At 54.9% G+C, this 12,536-nt stretch carries 12 protein-coding genes; all 12 read right to left on the bottom strand.

Annotated elements, in window-relative coordinates; translation table 11 throughout:
- Positions 1 to 25: 25 nt before the first annotated feature.
- The gene (nlpD, locus tag ACIP6T_RS19810; RefSeq protein WP_097096267.1) at positions 26 to 1,141 is read right to left on the bottom strand and encodes a murein hydrolase activator NlpD; all 1,116 of its coding nucleotides are present in this window, start codon (positions 1,139 to 1,141) and stop codon (positions 26 to 28) included.
- A 172-nt stretch (positions 1,142 to 1,313) separates the two neighbouring features.
- Positions 1,314 to 1,940 carry a protein-L-isoaspartate(D-aspartate) O-methyltransferase gene (locus ACIP6T_RS19805; protein WP_061719940.1) on the bottom strand — a complete coding sequence of 209 codons (627 nt, stop codon included), beginning with the start codon at positions 1,938 to 1,940 and terminating at the stop codon, positions 1,314 to 1,316.
- On the bottom strand, positions 1,934 to 2,695 hold the full coding sequence (gene surE, locus ACIP6T_RS19800) for a 5'/3'-nucleotidase SurE (RefSeq protein ID WP_400458524.1): 762 nt from the start codon (positions 2,693 to 2,695) through the stop codon (positions 1,934 to 1,936). The genes ACIP6T_RS19805 and surE overlap by 7 nt, the downstream gene beginning before the upstream one ends.
- A gap of 229 nt (positions 2,696 to 2,924) precedes the next feature.
- Positions 2,925 to 4,769: a glycoside hydrolase family 9 protein gene (locus ACIP6T_RS19795; RefSeq protein ID WP_400458523.1), complete on the bottom strand. Its 1,845-nt coding sequence runs from the start codon at positions 4,767 to 4,769 to the stop codon at positions 2,925 to 2,927.
- Positions 4,770 to 4,796: 27 nt separating this feature from the next.
- Positions 4,797 to 6,176 carry an OprD family outer membrane porin gene (locus ACIP6T_RS19790; RefSeq protein ID WP_345828520.1) on the bottom strand — a complete coding sequence of 460 codons (1,380 nt, stop codon included), beginning with the start codon at positions 6,174 to 6,176 and terminating at the stop codon, positions 4,797 to 4,799.
- An 83-nt stretch (positions 6,177 to 6,259) separates the two neighbouring features.
- Positions 6,260 to 7,627 carry a PTS transporter subunit EIIC gene (locus ACIP6T_RS19785; RefSeq protein WP_097096263.1) on the bottom strand — a complete coding sequence of 456 codons (1,368 nt, stop codon included), beginning with the start codon at positions 7,625 to 7,627 and terminating at the stop codon, positions 6,260 to 6,262.
- A gap of 31 nt (positions 7,628 to 7,658) precedes the next feature.
- Positions 7,659 to 8,729 carry an SIS domain-containing protein gene (locus tag ACIP6T_RS19780; protein WP_061719935.1) on the bottom strand — a complete coding sequence of 357 codons (1,071 nt, stop codon included), beginning with the start codon at positions 8,727 to 8,729 and terminating at the stop codon, positions 7,659 to 7,661.
- Positions 8,730 to 8,888: 159 nt separating this feature from the next.
- On the bottom strand, positions 8,889 to 9,932 hold the full coding sequence (locus ACIP6T_RS19775) for a LacI family DNA-binding transcriptional regulator (RefSeq protein ID WP_061719934.1): 1,044 nt from the start codon (positions 9,930 to 9,932) through the stop codon (positions 8,889 to 8,891).
- Between the two features lie 15 nt (positions 9,933 to 9,947).
- Positions 9,948 to 10,991 (bottom strand): tRNA pseudouridine(13) synthase TruD, encoded by a 1,044-nt coding sequence (truD, locus tag ACIP6T_RS19770; RefSeq protein WP_345828515.1) that lies wholly within the window; start codon positions 10,989 to 10,991, stop codon positions 9,948 to 9,950.
- Positions 10,988 to 11,470: a 2-C-methyl-D-erythritol 2,4-cyclodiphosphate synthase gene (gene ispF, locus ACIP6T_RS19765; protein ID WP_097096259.1), complete on the bottom strand. Its 483-nt coding sequence runs from the start codon at positions 11,468 to 11,470 to the stop codon at positions 10,988 to 10,990. The genes truD and ispF overlap by 4 nt, the downstream gene beginning before the upstream one ends.
- On the bottom strand, positions 11,470 to 12,186 hold the full coding sequence (gene ispD / locus ACIP6T_RS19760) for a 2-C-methyl-D-erythritol 4-phosphate cytidylyltransferase (protein ID WP_345828513.1): 717 nt from the start codon (positions 12,184 to 12,186) through the stop codon (positions 11,470 to 11,472). The genes ispF and ispD overlap by 1 nt, the downstream gene beginning before the upstream one ends.
- 3 nt (positions 12,187 to 12,189) lie before the next feature.
- Complete coding sequence (gene ftsB / locus ACIP6T_RS19755) at positions 12,190 to 12,507, bottom strand: cell division protein FtsB (protein WP_013510229.1); 318 nt, start codon at positions 12,505 to 12,507, stop codon at positions 12,190 to 12,192.
- Positions 12,508 to 12,536: the final 29 nt, after the last annotated feature.

Genomic DNA, 12,536 nt, shown 5'->3' with positions numbered 1-12,536 from the left:
AGGGCAGAACCAAGGTTCTGCCGGATTATCGCTGCGGTAAATAACGCAACGGGTTTACGGATTTCCCCTTGTAACGAATTTCAAAGTGCAATCTTACTGAACTGGTACCGGTGCTACCCATGGTAGCGATTTTTTGCCCCGCCTTAACTTCCTGTTGTTCCCGGACCAGCATAGAGTCGTTGTGGGCGTAGGCACTCAGGTAGTCATCATTGTGTTTGATGATGATTAAATTGCCATACCCGCGGAGCGCGTTGCCTGCGTACACCACTCTTCCCGAAGCTGTGGCGACAACAGGTTGTCCACGCGAACCGGCGATATCGATTCCTTTGTTTCCGCCTTCCGCAGCGGAGAAGTTATCGATGATCTTCCCATCAGTCGGCCAACGCCAGCTTCCCACTGGAGTTGTGCTATTTGTCGTGCTGCTGACTGTAGGTGGTGCGACAACCGGAGCTGTGGTCGTTGCCACATTATTTGCTCCTTTCGACGGCAGCAATTTGCTACCTGACGAATTACCCGAATCATCAGAATACGTAATAACAGGTTGCTGTGCAACAGGGGTCGATTTAATTTGCGTCTGGTTTGGCGTTGCAGGCACGCCCCCCTGGGTTGCATCCGCTACGGTTATCGCATTGCCGCCGGTAATCGTCTGGCCATTCGCGTTACCTACCTGCAGCGTTTGGCCTGCGGTCAAGCCATATGGGGCTGCAATGTTATTGCGCTGAGCCAGATCGCGAAAATCGTTGCCGGTAATCCAGGCAATATAGAACAGGGTATCACCGCGTTTTACGGTATAAGTCTCGCCACCGTAGCTACCTTTCGGAATATTCCCATAATTTCGATTGTACACAATATGACCATTTTCTGTGGTCACATTATTATTATCACTAACCATTGCACCAGAGGTTGGCGCTGAAGAAGTACCACCACTTAACATTCCACCACGCGGCATCGCTGGCACACCGCTGTTTTGCGAGGAGATCATGCCACCACTTGGGGCTGAAGCCATACCGCTGTCGCCGCCGTTACTGCCTACCTGGCTAATGGGTGCCTGAGTATTATCGCCTGAGCTACAGCCCGCCAGCCAAAAACCTACCAAAGAAAGTGCCGCCAAACGGCGTAATTGAAATACTGTGCTTCCCATGCTCACTGATCCCCCGTGATGGCAACCCTGAATATTAATGTGTAACGACTGAAACCGCATTATTCACTGCGCGTAACGTCAAAAACGGTTTTTAGCATTGATAAACAAGGATAGTAACAATATCAACTGTGCCGTGCCATGTAACAGTTGTGAAGAATTGCGTAATAACGGCTCAGGCCAGATCGCCCTGCACCAGCGGTACAAACCGGACAGGTTCTATGATTTCTTCAATCAGTTCTCCGCCCTGGCGACGTAAACGCTTCAACACTTGCTGGTCCTCGCCCACCGGCAGCACCATTTTGCCGCCTTCGCCCAATTGCGCTATCAGCAAAGTCGGAATTTCAGGTGGCGCTGCAGTCACGATAATGGCATCGAACGGACCGCGCGCTGCCCAGCCCTGCCAGCCATCACCATGCCGCGTTGATATGTTATGCAGATCGAGTTGCTTGAGGCGGCGCTTAGCCTGCCACTGCAACCCTTTAATTCGTTCTACGGAGTAAACATGATTGACCAGATGCGCCAGAATCGCGGTCTGATAACCCGAACCGGTGCCGATTTCCAACACGCGCGATTCCGGTGTGAGTTCGAGCAGTGCGGTCATCCGCGCCACCATATAAGGCTGTGAGATGGTCTGACCGCTGCCAATGGGCAGGGCAACGTTTTCCCACGCTTTATGCTCAAATGCCTCATCGATAAAACGCTCACGAGGCACTTCAGCAATGGCTTTCAGCAGGTTTTCATCATGAATGCCCTGCGCGCGCAGTTGCTCCAAAAGCGTTTCGATGCGCCGATTCACCATGCCAGCTTTACCTCGGCTTGCAGCAGCCAGTCGCTCAATACCTCTTGCGCAGCATGTGCAGTCAGATCCACATGTAGCGCGGTAAGCGATACATAGCCCGCATCGACGGCGGCAAAATCCGTATCCGGACCAGCATCCAGCTTCTCACCCGGCGGACCAATCCAGTACAGTGGCTGGCCGCGCGGATCCTCGGTACAGATCACTTGATCGGCCGGATGGCGGCTACCACAGCGTGTGACGCGAAAACCTTTGATTTCGGCTAACGGTAGATCGGGGACATTGATATTGAGAATGCGGCCGGTACGTAATGGCACCCGCGAGAGCGCGCGCAGCAGAGTGCAGGTTACGCTCGCAGCGGTAGCATAGTGCTGATGTCCATTGAGCGAGACGGCGAGTGCAGGCAGTCCAAGATGCCGGCCCTCCATGGCCGCAGCAACCGTTCCGGAATAGATCACGTCATCGCCAAGATTAGGCCCGGCGTTAATACCCGACACGACAATGTCGGGACGCGGCTGCATCAGCTTGTTGACACCGAGAAACACGCAATCGGTCGGCGTCCCCATCTGTACGGCAATATCGCCATTTTCATGGGTAAAAGTGCGCAACGGGGTTTCTAATGTCAGAGAGTTTGATGCGCCACTGCGATTGCGATCGGGCGCAACCACCTGCACCTCAGCAAACTCACGTAGCGCGCGAGCCAGCGTCTGAATGCCGGGAGCATGAATTCCATCGTCGTTGCTGAGCAATATCCGCATCTATTCCTGACCTTTGTTCATTCAACTGGCCCTCAACCCACCTGCTAAACGCAGCTCAACCGTAAAAAGAGGCAATCTGGCGGGACAAGGATGTTTGCATTCTAGCGGTGAGGCGCGGGAAGTGGTAGGCGAAAATCAAGGAACTGCCGGTGTTTGCCGTAACAATATGCAATTAGTGATGATGCGTGAAACAGAAATGCCCGGCGAAAAAGCCGGGCAAATGTGAAGATTACTGACGGTCAGGTAAGCTGACCGCATACAAGTACCAGGCCGAATGAGGCAACCAACCCTCCGCCCAGCGCCAGTCATCGTCTTTTCGTGTAACCGCATAACCTTCGTCGAAGGCGATGCCATCGGCAACCTGATTGGATGCACCGGTAATACCGTTAACAATGCCACCCGGCAGCGTGGTGTATTTCCATGAATTGAAGAACAGATAGCTGATATGGCGATAACCGCTGCCAGTCAGCATGCTAACGTCATACGGATTGTTCCCCAGAATCCAGTTAAGCTGATCCCAGGCATAATTTTGCAGCTGCAGCGTAAAGGCTTTGTCATCAGCAAACAGCGGCATTGCCTGACGTGCCGCCGCAGCCAGCGACGCGACGCGCGCATTTTCACCCTGCCACCACGGCGCGGCTTCACTGTCATGCGGGAAGAAGAAGCTGGTGCGCTTCTCGCCATTTTTTAGCTGAATCAGCTGGCGTGCATAGCCAAACGGATTACTGGTTTCTTTTGTCACCGCCAGCTCAAAGCCCAGTGAACGTTTCACCGTATCTTTGATTTTTGTCTGCTGATCGGGGGACGCAATGCGGGCATACTCCAGCAGCGCGATCACCGGCAGGCCAGCATCCGATGGGTGGAAGAAGGGACGCTGCTGCGCATCCGCTCTCCAGTAATCATGCCAGTTATCCAGAGATGTCAGGCGCGCCATCAGGCTTTGCGCCCGCTGTTGTGCTGCCGCCAAATAGTCAGCTTTATGCGAAGCACGATACAGTTCAGTTGCCGCCAACAGCGCGGTATAGTCATCAACGATATTTTCCTTACCGTCGTTAACCATCTGCACATTGTGTTTTTGCAGGAAAGCAAAGGCGTCTTCGGCGGTTTGCAGATACTGTTTGCGACTGAAGTTACCGTCATTTTCCATGGTGCTAGCCAGCGCTAGCGCGGCAATCGACATACCGGCACCGGAACGGAAGCTTGCCTGCCACGCCAATGGCCCAACGGCATCTTCCTCAACAATGGTTGAATCTGACTCTTTCTCTTTAATCTGCGTGCGCCAATTCGGATTAGCAATGACCCGATCCTGCGCCAGCTTCTCTTTACCCGGAGAGGAGATGGCCTGGAAGAACGATTCACCAGGACGTTTCATGCGTACCAGGAAATCTGCGCCGTAGAGACCTTCATCCAGCATACGTCGGCGATACTCATCAAAATTCTGATTATGCCTTTCGCCAAGATGTTGATATCCACGCAAGAGGCTCCAGGCCACCAGCGGAGCCTGCTGTGGATTAAAATAGGAGGTTAGATTTTGGTGTGACAGGTGTACACCGTAATCGCCGGTGGCATCATACCAGCCACCGTGCACATCAACGGTGCCCGATCCTGTGCCGGCTGGCAGCGGGAGTTTCTGATCGGCTTTGTCAAACAGGCCGGTAACGCGCTGGCTTTTGAAGTAAGCAATCACATCAGAAAGCGTGTAGCGTTCCAGCAAATCGGCACCGATGATAAAGGGCCCCGAACGGACGTCACCATCGCTACTGGTGGTTTGCAGCACGTAGCGCCCCGCTTTTTTCCAACCCGAGAAATCGGCACGGTAGAAGGTGCGATCGCCCCAACTCTGCACTTCCCCCTGCGGTTGTAAAGTGCCGCTCAGTACTTGCTGATTGGTTTCACTGTCGAGCAATACAAAGTTGACCGGCGGTTTAACGCGTGATTCGCCAGTCAATTGCACTATCGCGTTTTTCGGTGCGGCAATGTCGTAGCCCACCTGATTAATTAAAACCTGGGTTTCGGCGTGCGCGAGACCGGCCACCAGCAGCGCTGCGGTTAGCGCGGAGAAACGAATCCTCATACTCATCATCCTTTGTGTCGTGAGTGATTAAAACAGGCTAAAAGGGGCAATCATCAGGAATTTGATGTCCTTTTCGTCCTGGAAAACGTTGCCATAGCCACCACCCCAACTTGGGTTATCGCTATGATTATTGAAGGCGGTGAGATGCAGTTTAAATACGGTGTCTTTAGCCCAGCCGGATTGCACCTGCCAGACCAGATCGCCATTAATGGCGGTTTCGGTCAGGCGCTGGTTCTGTGACCAATCACCACCGCGCGCTGGTTTGCCATCCCAGCCCCAGGCAAAGGAGCCGCCGATGCTAACGCCAGGCCAGAGGATATCGCTGAGATCGACCATCATGCCGGCAAACAACGCCTTCTCGCCGTCGGCATTAAAGTCAGAACGCGAGTCCCACCACATATCGATGCGGCCTGCGGAGTTAGGGTAAATCGGGGTCATCGCGACGGTGTAATAGCCCTGTTTACCCGGCGAGTGCACCACACTGCCCTCCAGACGGAACTGATAACGATCCACCTGATACGCCAGCGTTAACCCTTGTTGCCAGGCGAATTCATCATAAACATCATGGCGGCCCGTACGATCCTGCGAGCCGTAAAATTGCCAGCTCATGCTCAGCGGATTTTCCCAAAGCGTGGTTTGACGCGCGGCCTTGGCGAAATATTTATCGAGATAGTGCGGTGATTCTCCCCACGCCAGCTCAAGCGTGTTGCCGTTTTTGAAGTCGTATTTGCCGCCTAACGAATGCAAATAGCGAATGCGCGTCTGGCGGTCAATTTCGCGAAACTCGTACATTTTGCGATACCACGGCGCTTTATATTTGTTGGCTCCCATCCATGAAAGCGACAGCGCCCCGGCTGAGCCATAATCATATACAGCTCCGACTTCAACACCCTGATAGGTGCCGGGTAAAAATCCCCACTGCGTACCCAACAACGTCTGGCCGCTCGGCTGGATATAACCGGCACGTAGCCAATAATCACCGGCCTTGAACTTCAGCGCTGCACGATAAAGATCGAGGCTATTTTTTTCGCCGACGCCGCGGTCTTCCCACATAGAGGGACCATGGCTAAAGCTAATTTCGTTAGGATGTGCCGGGCTTCCTTCAAACAGATCCCAGGTTCCAAAGGCGGCGATATCAACGCCGACAACGTCCGCCAGATAGCCCGATTGATAATCCAGCGCGCCAGTCAGCGTGCTGTGATGCAAATTGGTTTGATAGTGCTGGTAATGGCTACTATCGGGATTGAGATCTTTGCGTTCGCGATGGCGCTGCCAGTAGTACAGCGTGCCATCTAATTTGCTGTCTTCAATAAAACCTGCGGCTTCAACCGCGGGCGGTGCCGCAAACAACATCAACGTTGCCAACGGCAGCAGCGCCACTTTTTTTCCCTGAAGTAAAGCGTTCATTATATTTCCTTAAGGTGTACGCAACCCTGCGATAGCGGCCGCATACCTATTCCCTGTTGGTCAGTATTTAAAAATGTTGCGCGTCAGGCGCGGGGCGTCGTCACACTCGGCCGCGTCCAGCGACCATAAATCAGCGTTAGAATGAAGGGGACCAGGAAGGCCACGGCAATTGCCGCCACTTCATAAATCATTTTCGACTCGGGTCCTTCAAACAGACCGAGTTCAAACACGTTTAGTACTGGCAGGAAGCTGTAGGTTTTTACCTGTAGCAGTCCGGTAATGCCGCCGCCCAACGCCGCACCGATGCAGCCGAAGATAAACAACATGCGGAATTTGAGGTTTACGCCGTACAGCGCGGGTTCAGTAATGCCGAAGAAAGCGGAGAGCGAAGCCGAGATGGCAATCTGGCGGTCACGAAGATTACGGGCAATAAAGATCGCGCCGCTCACCGCGCCAAACTGCCCCATCACCGCCGACATGAACATCGCCATGATGGTGTCATAGCCCTGCACCTGAATATTAATCAGCGCGAGGGGGATGATGCCCCAATGCACACCGAATACCACGAACAGCTGGCCAATACCCGCCAGTAGAGCGCCGGAGATCATAGGACTGAGCTGATATAGCCAGCTGTAACCATTGGCGATACCGATCCCCACGTAATCGGCCAGCGGGCCGATGATGGTAAATACCACAAAGCCACAGATAATCAGCGCGAGACACGGCACAAAAACCAGCGCCGCGACGTCCGGAATCCACTGCTTCAGTTTGCGTTCAACTTTGCTCAGCAGCAGGACCGCCAGAATCGCGGGGATCACCGCTCCACCGTAAATTTTCAGGCTGATACTCAAACCAAACAGGGCGAAGTGCTGCGGCAGATCGGGCTGCGTAAGAGGAAATACCATTGCTGCGGTTAGCGCCAGCGCGGTGAAGCGGCTGGCCCCGAAACGATCGGCGGCAGTCACGGCGATAAACAGCGGCAAGAAGACAAATACGCCGCTGGCCAGGGCATTGAACATGGCAAAAAGCAGGTCATCACTGGAAACCAGACCCTGCGTTTGCAGCAGCACCATAACCCCTTTGATGACGCCAATTCCAGCCAGCACGCCGATATAGGGGGTGAAAATAGCGCCAAGCGTCGCCAGCATTTTTCCAGCAAGGCCGCGTTCGTCAGTACCCGGTTTAGCGGGCTCCACTACCGGTGCAGCACCGTGCTGCATGGCCTGATACAGCTGCTCTACCTGCGGGCCTACGACTACCTGCAGTTGTCCTGGTGCATTCACGACGCGAATCACCCCCGGCAAACCGCTAATTGCGGGAATATCGACCTTGGCTATATCGTGAATAGCCAGGCGTAAGCGAGTCGCGCAGTGCGAGATATGGCTGATATTATCGTCGCCGCCGATCTGCTCTTTGATGGCTTGCGCCAGCTTCACGTAATCGAGTTTCATCGTTGTTATCCTTATTACATCGCGCCCGATGTTAGTCGTAATCGCCCGGTTTGGTTTTGCTCTTCATCGACACACCAAAGTCGGTGAAAATACGCTGCGGCAGATTGTTGCCCTTCGCTTCCGCAATGTGGTGCGCCAGGATTTGGAAGGGCACCACCAGCAGCAGCGGCGCGATCCATTCGCTCACTTCTACACCCAGCGCCAGCGTGCGTTCGTCATTGCTTTCGCCCAGGCACAGGCTCCAGACATGAGGCGTCACGCGCTGTTCATAGTCACGTAGCAGGCGCAGACGTTCGCGAACAGGCGCATCAACATCAATAAAGAACAGGCGGTGCTGCGGGTTAATCTCAAAATAGGGGCCGTGCATAAACGCCTCTAGCTCAATTCCCTGCGAAGGCACGCGTACCGTTTCACTGAACTTGGTCTCCATCTCCTTAATCACACCCAATGCTGGACCAAAGCCAATCGAGATAAAACGTGGCGCGGCGGTAAGATCCGCCTGCCAGCGCTGCCAGAAGGTTTCGGTACGCGCAATAATGTCTGGAAGGGCTGCCGCACCGCGCTGCAGCATCGCGAGTTCTTGTTGCTCTTGTTCAGCACTCAAACGGCCGCTCTGGCGAGCGCTATGCAGGCCGATGAGCATCAGCGTCATGATGGTGGCTAAATAGCCTTTCGTAACGTAGCCAACGCGCTCTTCGCCGCTGCGGATCTCCACGGCGTGATCCACCGTCTGAGCGAGAGGACTCGCCATCTTGCTGGTCATTCCCCAGGTTGCCACGCCGTGCTGCTGCTTGAGCGCCTCAATGGCGGCCAACGTTGAAGTGCTTTCACCGCTTTGTGAAATCGCGAAAACCAGATCGGTGGTGGGATCCCACTGCTCGTAATGCTGGAAATGAAACGGCTCCTGCACGCTGATGCGCACGCCCGTTAGCCGTTCAACATAATATTTTGCGCTTAGCGCGGCGTTAATGCTGGAGCCTGTGGCAAGCACCAGCACCGATTTTGCAGCGCCAAGCGCGGGCAAACCTTCTGGATAGTTCGCTAGCAGGTTGCTCAGCACCTCAGGCTGCTGGTGGATGTAAGTCATCATGGTGGGTTTCATTGCCGCTCCTTAAACCGATTTCCTGAAAAAACCTGAAAACGTTTTCAGGTTGCAGGCAAACTTATTTAATGGCGCAGATTAAGTCAACGAGATGATCGACAAAATGCGATCGCGCTAACAAAGCGCGGATCGCTGGGAATTAAAGGAGCGCGTAAAGAATCAGGCGGATTCGCCGGCGATCAGCGCAGGTAGCGGCGGTGCAGTTCGACGCGCCTCATCGGCTAAGATCCCGTCGAGTTGGGCCATCATCATAGTGATGATGTTCTGCCCAAGAAGCGGATTTTGATGATCGACGCTGGTGATGCGGGGAATGAAGAATTCGCTACCGGGAAAGCGCTCGCAGCTGATCACGGCAACCTGTTGAGGCACCTGAATGGCGCGATCGTTGAGGGCGCGAATGGCCCCCATCGCCACACGATCGTTGATAGCCACCAGCGCCTGCGGCGGCTGAGGCAAATCCCATAGCGTTTCAACTGCTTGATAACCGTGCTGCGGATAGAAGTTATTCAGGCAAATCCACGCCTCGCACGGCGTAACGCCCCCCTGTTCAAGAGCGCGACGAAAATGGCTGACGCGCTCGCGCGTAACCCATACTTTGCGCGACCCGCCGATAAAGGCGATATCACGCAGACCACGCGACAGCAAATGATTAACCGCCAGCTCGACACAGTGTTGGTGGTCGCGCATCACGCACGGCCAGAGATTATCCGGATGAGGTTGCCCCACCACTACCACCGCCATTTTGCTCATCAGCGTGTCCAGCATCGCCAGATAGCTTGGAGGAATAGGCGCATAGTCGCTATGACCACCCAACACGATCACGCCATCAATTTGGCTATCAATAATTGATTGAAAAATAGCGCTTTCGTCGCCTGAAGCGTCCTGACTGCGGTTGGCGGACTGCGTATCGTAAAGCGTAATTTTATAGCCGATGGCCAGGCAGGCTTGCTGAATCTGCGCCACCAGCGTAACGAAGTAGGGGTTGGTGATATCGGAAACGATGACAGCCAGAGTGTAACTCTGGCGCGAAATCATGCCGCGCGCCATCAGGTTAGGACTGAACTGATGCTCAGCAATCACTTTATCGACGCGCGCGCGCGTCTTTTCTGAAACCCACGCATGCTTATTGAGCACGCGCGAGACGGTAGTAATGGAAACACCGGCGAGCAGCGCAATATCCTTAATAGTGAGATTTTTGCTCATGATTGCCGAATGAGCCTATTCATCGCCAATCGGCGCTGCCGCACCGTTGCTCAGCAGCTCACGTACGACGCTGGTAGCAAAGCTTCCGGCGGGTAGCCAAAACTGCATCTCCAGCGTGACATCATCCCACCAGCTCCAGCGCAGATCTTTTGGTACCACGAGCATGGCGCGACGTGCCGCATCAACGCGTTCGCGATCCAGCAAAGCCAGCAGATCGGATGCGGTCGCCAGCTGTTCCTGTTCGAACGCCAGCACCTCACCCTGGGTCCCTAATTCCCCGCGTCCGGCCAGTGGCGCGGTGATACGCAGCTCATGGTTCGCAACGCGCTGTTGCAGCGACGGCAGCTCTTCAGCTTGCGCGACAAACCAACTGCCGCGACCGGCCAGCTGCAGTGCATCGCCTACCTGTACGCGATCGAGGGAACCTTCGCTTACCAGTCGCGCGCTGGTGAGCTGGTTGAACAGCTGGCTGCGCGTAGCGGAGAGTAAAATGCCTTTCATACTGCGATCGCGCGGGCGGAATTTACCCTCAGCCCACAATTTCGCCTGCGTCAGGTTGTTACCACCGCGACCAAAGCGCTGCTCGCCAAAATAGTTCGGCACGCCGTGCTGTTGGATTTGCTGCAGGCGCGTTTCAACGTCGCTGCGATCGGAAATCTGGCGCACGATTAACCGAAAGGCGTTGCCTGCCAGCGCGCCGGTGCGCAGTTTGCGTTTGTGACGGATCACCTGCAGAATTTCGACGCCCTCCAGCTGAAAACCGGCCAGATTGGGCATCGCATTGCCTGGCACGCGGAAGCACAGCGTCTGCTCGGTGACGGCATGACGATCTTTCATGCCGGCAAAGCTGAGATCGCGTACCGGCACCTTAAGGAATTTAGCGATAGCTTCGGCAACAAAGCGGGTGTTGCAGCCAATTTTACGAATGCGAACTAAAACCTGCTCCCCTTCGCCATCGAACGGATAGCCAAGATCTTCAATCACGACAAAATCTTCGGGATTGGCTTTAATCACGCCGCTGGCATTGGGGACGCCGTGCAGGTAACGCAGCTCACTCATGCCCGATCGGCCTTAATCAGCAGCGCAACCGCCTCACAGGCAATGCCCTCACCGCGACCGGTAAAGCCGAGCTTTTCTGTGGTCGTCGCTTTAACGTTAACTTCATCCATGTGACAACCGAGATCTTCGGCGATATTGACGCGCATTTGCGGCACGTGCGGCAGCATTTTGGGGGCCTGCGCAATGATCGTCACATCAACGTTGCCGATGCGGTAGCCTTTTTGCTGGATACGACGCCAGGCTTCGCGCAGCAGGCCGCGGCTGTCCGCGCCCTTAAACGCCGGATCGGTATCGGGGAATAACTTGCCAATATCGCCCATCGCCACGGCGCCGAGCAAGGCGTCCGTCAACGCATGCAGCGCCACATCGCCATCGGAATGGGCGATAAAACCGTGTTCGAAGGGAATACGCACCCCACCAATCACTAACGGACCTTCGCCGCCAAAAGCGTGAACGTCAAAACCGTGACCGATACGCATCATGCGCTCTCCTGTAACTGAATCTGGGTAAGATAGAAGGCCGCCAGCGCCAGATCTTCTGGCCGCGTCACCTTAATATTGTCACTGCGCCCGCTCACCAACTCAGGATGATAACCGCAATACTCCAGCGCTGACGCTTCATCAGTAATGGTAGCGCCTTCATGGAGTGCGCGCGTCAGGCAAGCGGTGAGCAGTTGATGCGGGAAAAATTGGGGTGTTAACGCATGCCATAAATCTTCGCGATCCACGGTATGCGCAATGGCGTTTTTGCCCGGCTCGCCGCGTTTCATGGTGTCGCGTACCGGCGCGGCTAAAATCCCGCCCACCTTGCTGTATTCACGTATTGCCAGCAGGCGCGCTAAATCGTCAGGATGCAAACACGGACGCGCAGCGTCGTGTACCAGCACCCATTCGTGATGCTGAATGGCGTTTAAACCCGCCAGCACCGATTCGGCGCGCGTGTCGCCACCCGTCACTCTGACAATTCGCGAATCCTGCGCCAGCGGCAGCGAATCAAACCAGCCGTCGTCGTTACTGACCGGCACAATGACCTGTTTAACCGCCGGATGAGCCAGAAGCCGTGCGACGCTGTGTTCAAGAAGGGTGAATTGACCAATGGTCAGATACTGTTTTGGGCAGGCAGCCTGCATACGGCTGCCCACACCTGCGGCGGGCACCACGGCAATCACATCCGCAAGGATCGGGCGCTGGTTCATGGCTTATCGTTGTTGGTTTTGCGCAGCTTGTTGCGCGTTACGTTTGTTCTGGTCTGGCACCAGACGATAGAAAGTCTCACCGGGCTTAATCATGCCCAGTTCATTGCGTGCGCGTTCCTCGATCGCTTCAGAGCCGCCATTGAGATCGTCAATTTCGGCAAACAGCTGATCGTTACGCGCTTTAAGTTTGGCGTTATTCGCCTGTTGTGACGCCACGTCATCGTTGACGCGCGTATAGTCATGAATACCGTTCTTACCCAGCCACAGGGAATATTGGAGCCATCCCAGCAGCACGAGTAGCAGTAACGTCAGTTTTCCCATCCCCGCCCCCTGAAAAACGGCCCAATCAT

Origin of the sequence: Pantoea sp. NPDC088449, assembly GCF_044753225.1 — a bacterium.
In the GTDB taxonomy this organism is placed as follows: domain Bacteria; phylum Pseudomonadota; class Gammaproteobacteria; order Enterobacterales; family Enterobacteriaceae; genus Pantoea; species Pantoea floridensis.
This window is presented reverse-complemented; position numbering and strand designations above follow the sequence as displayed.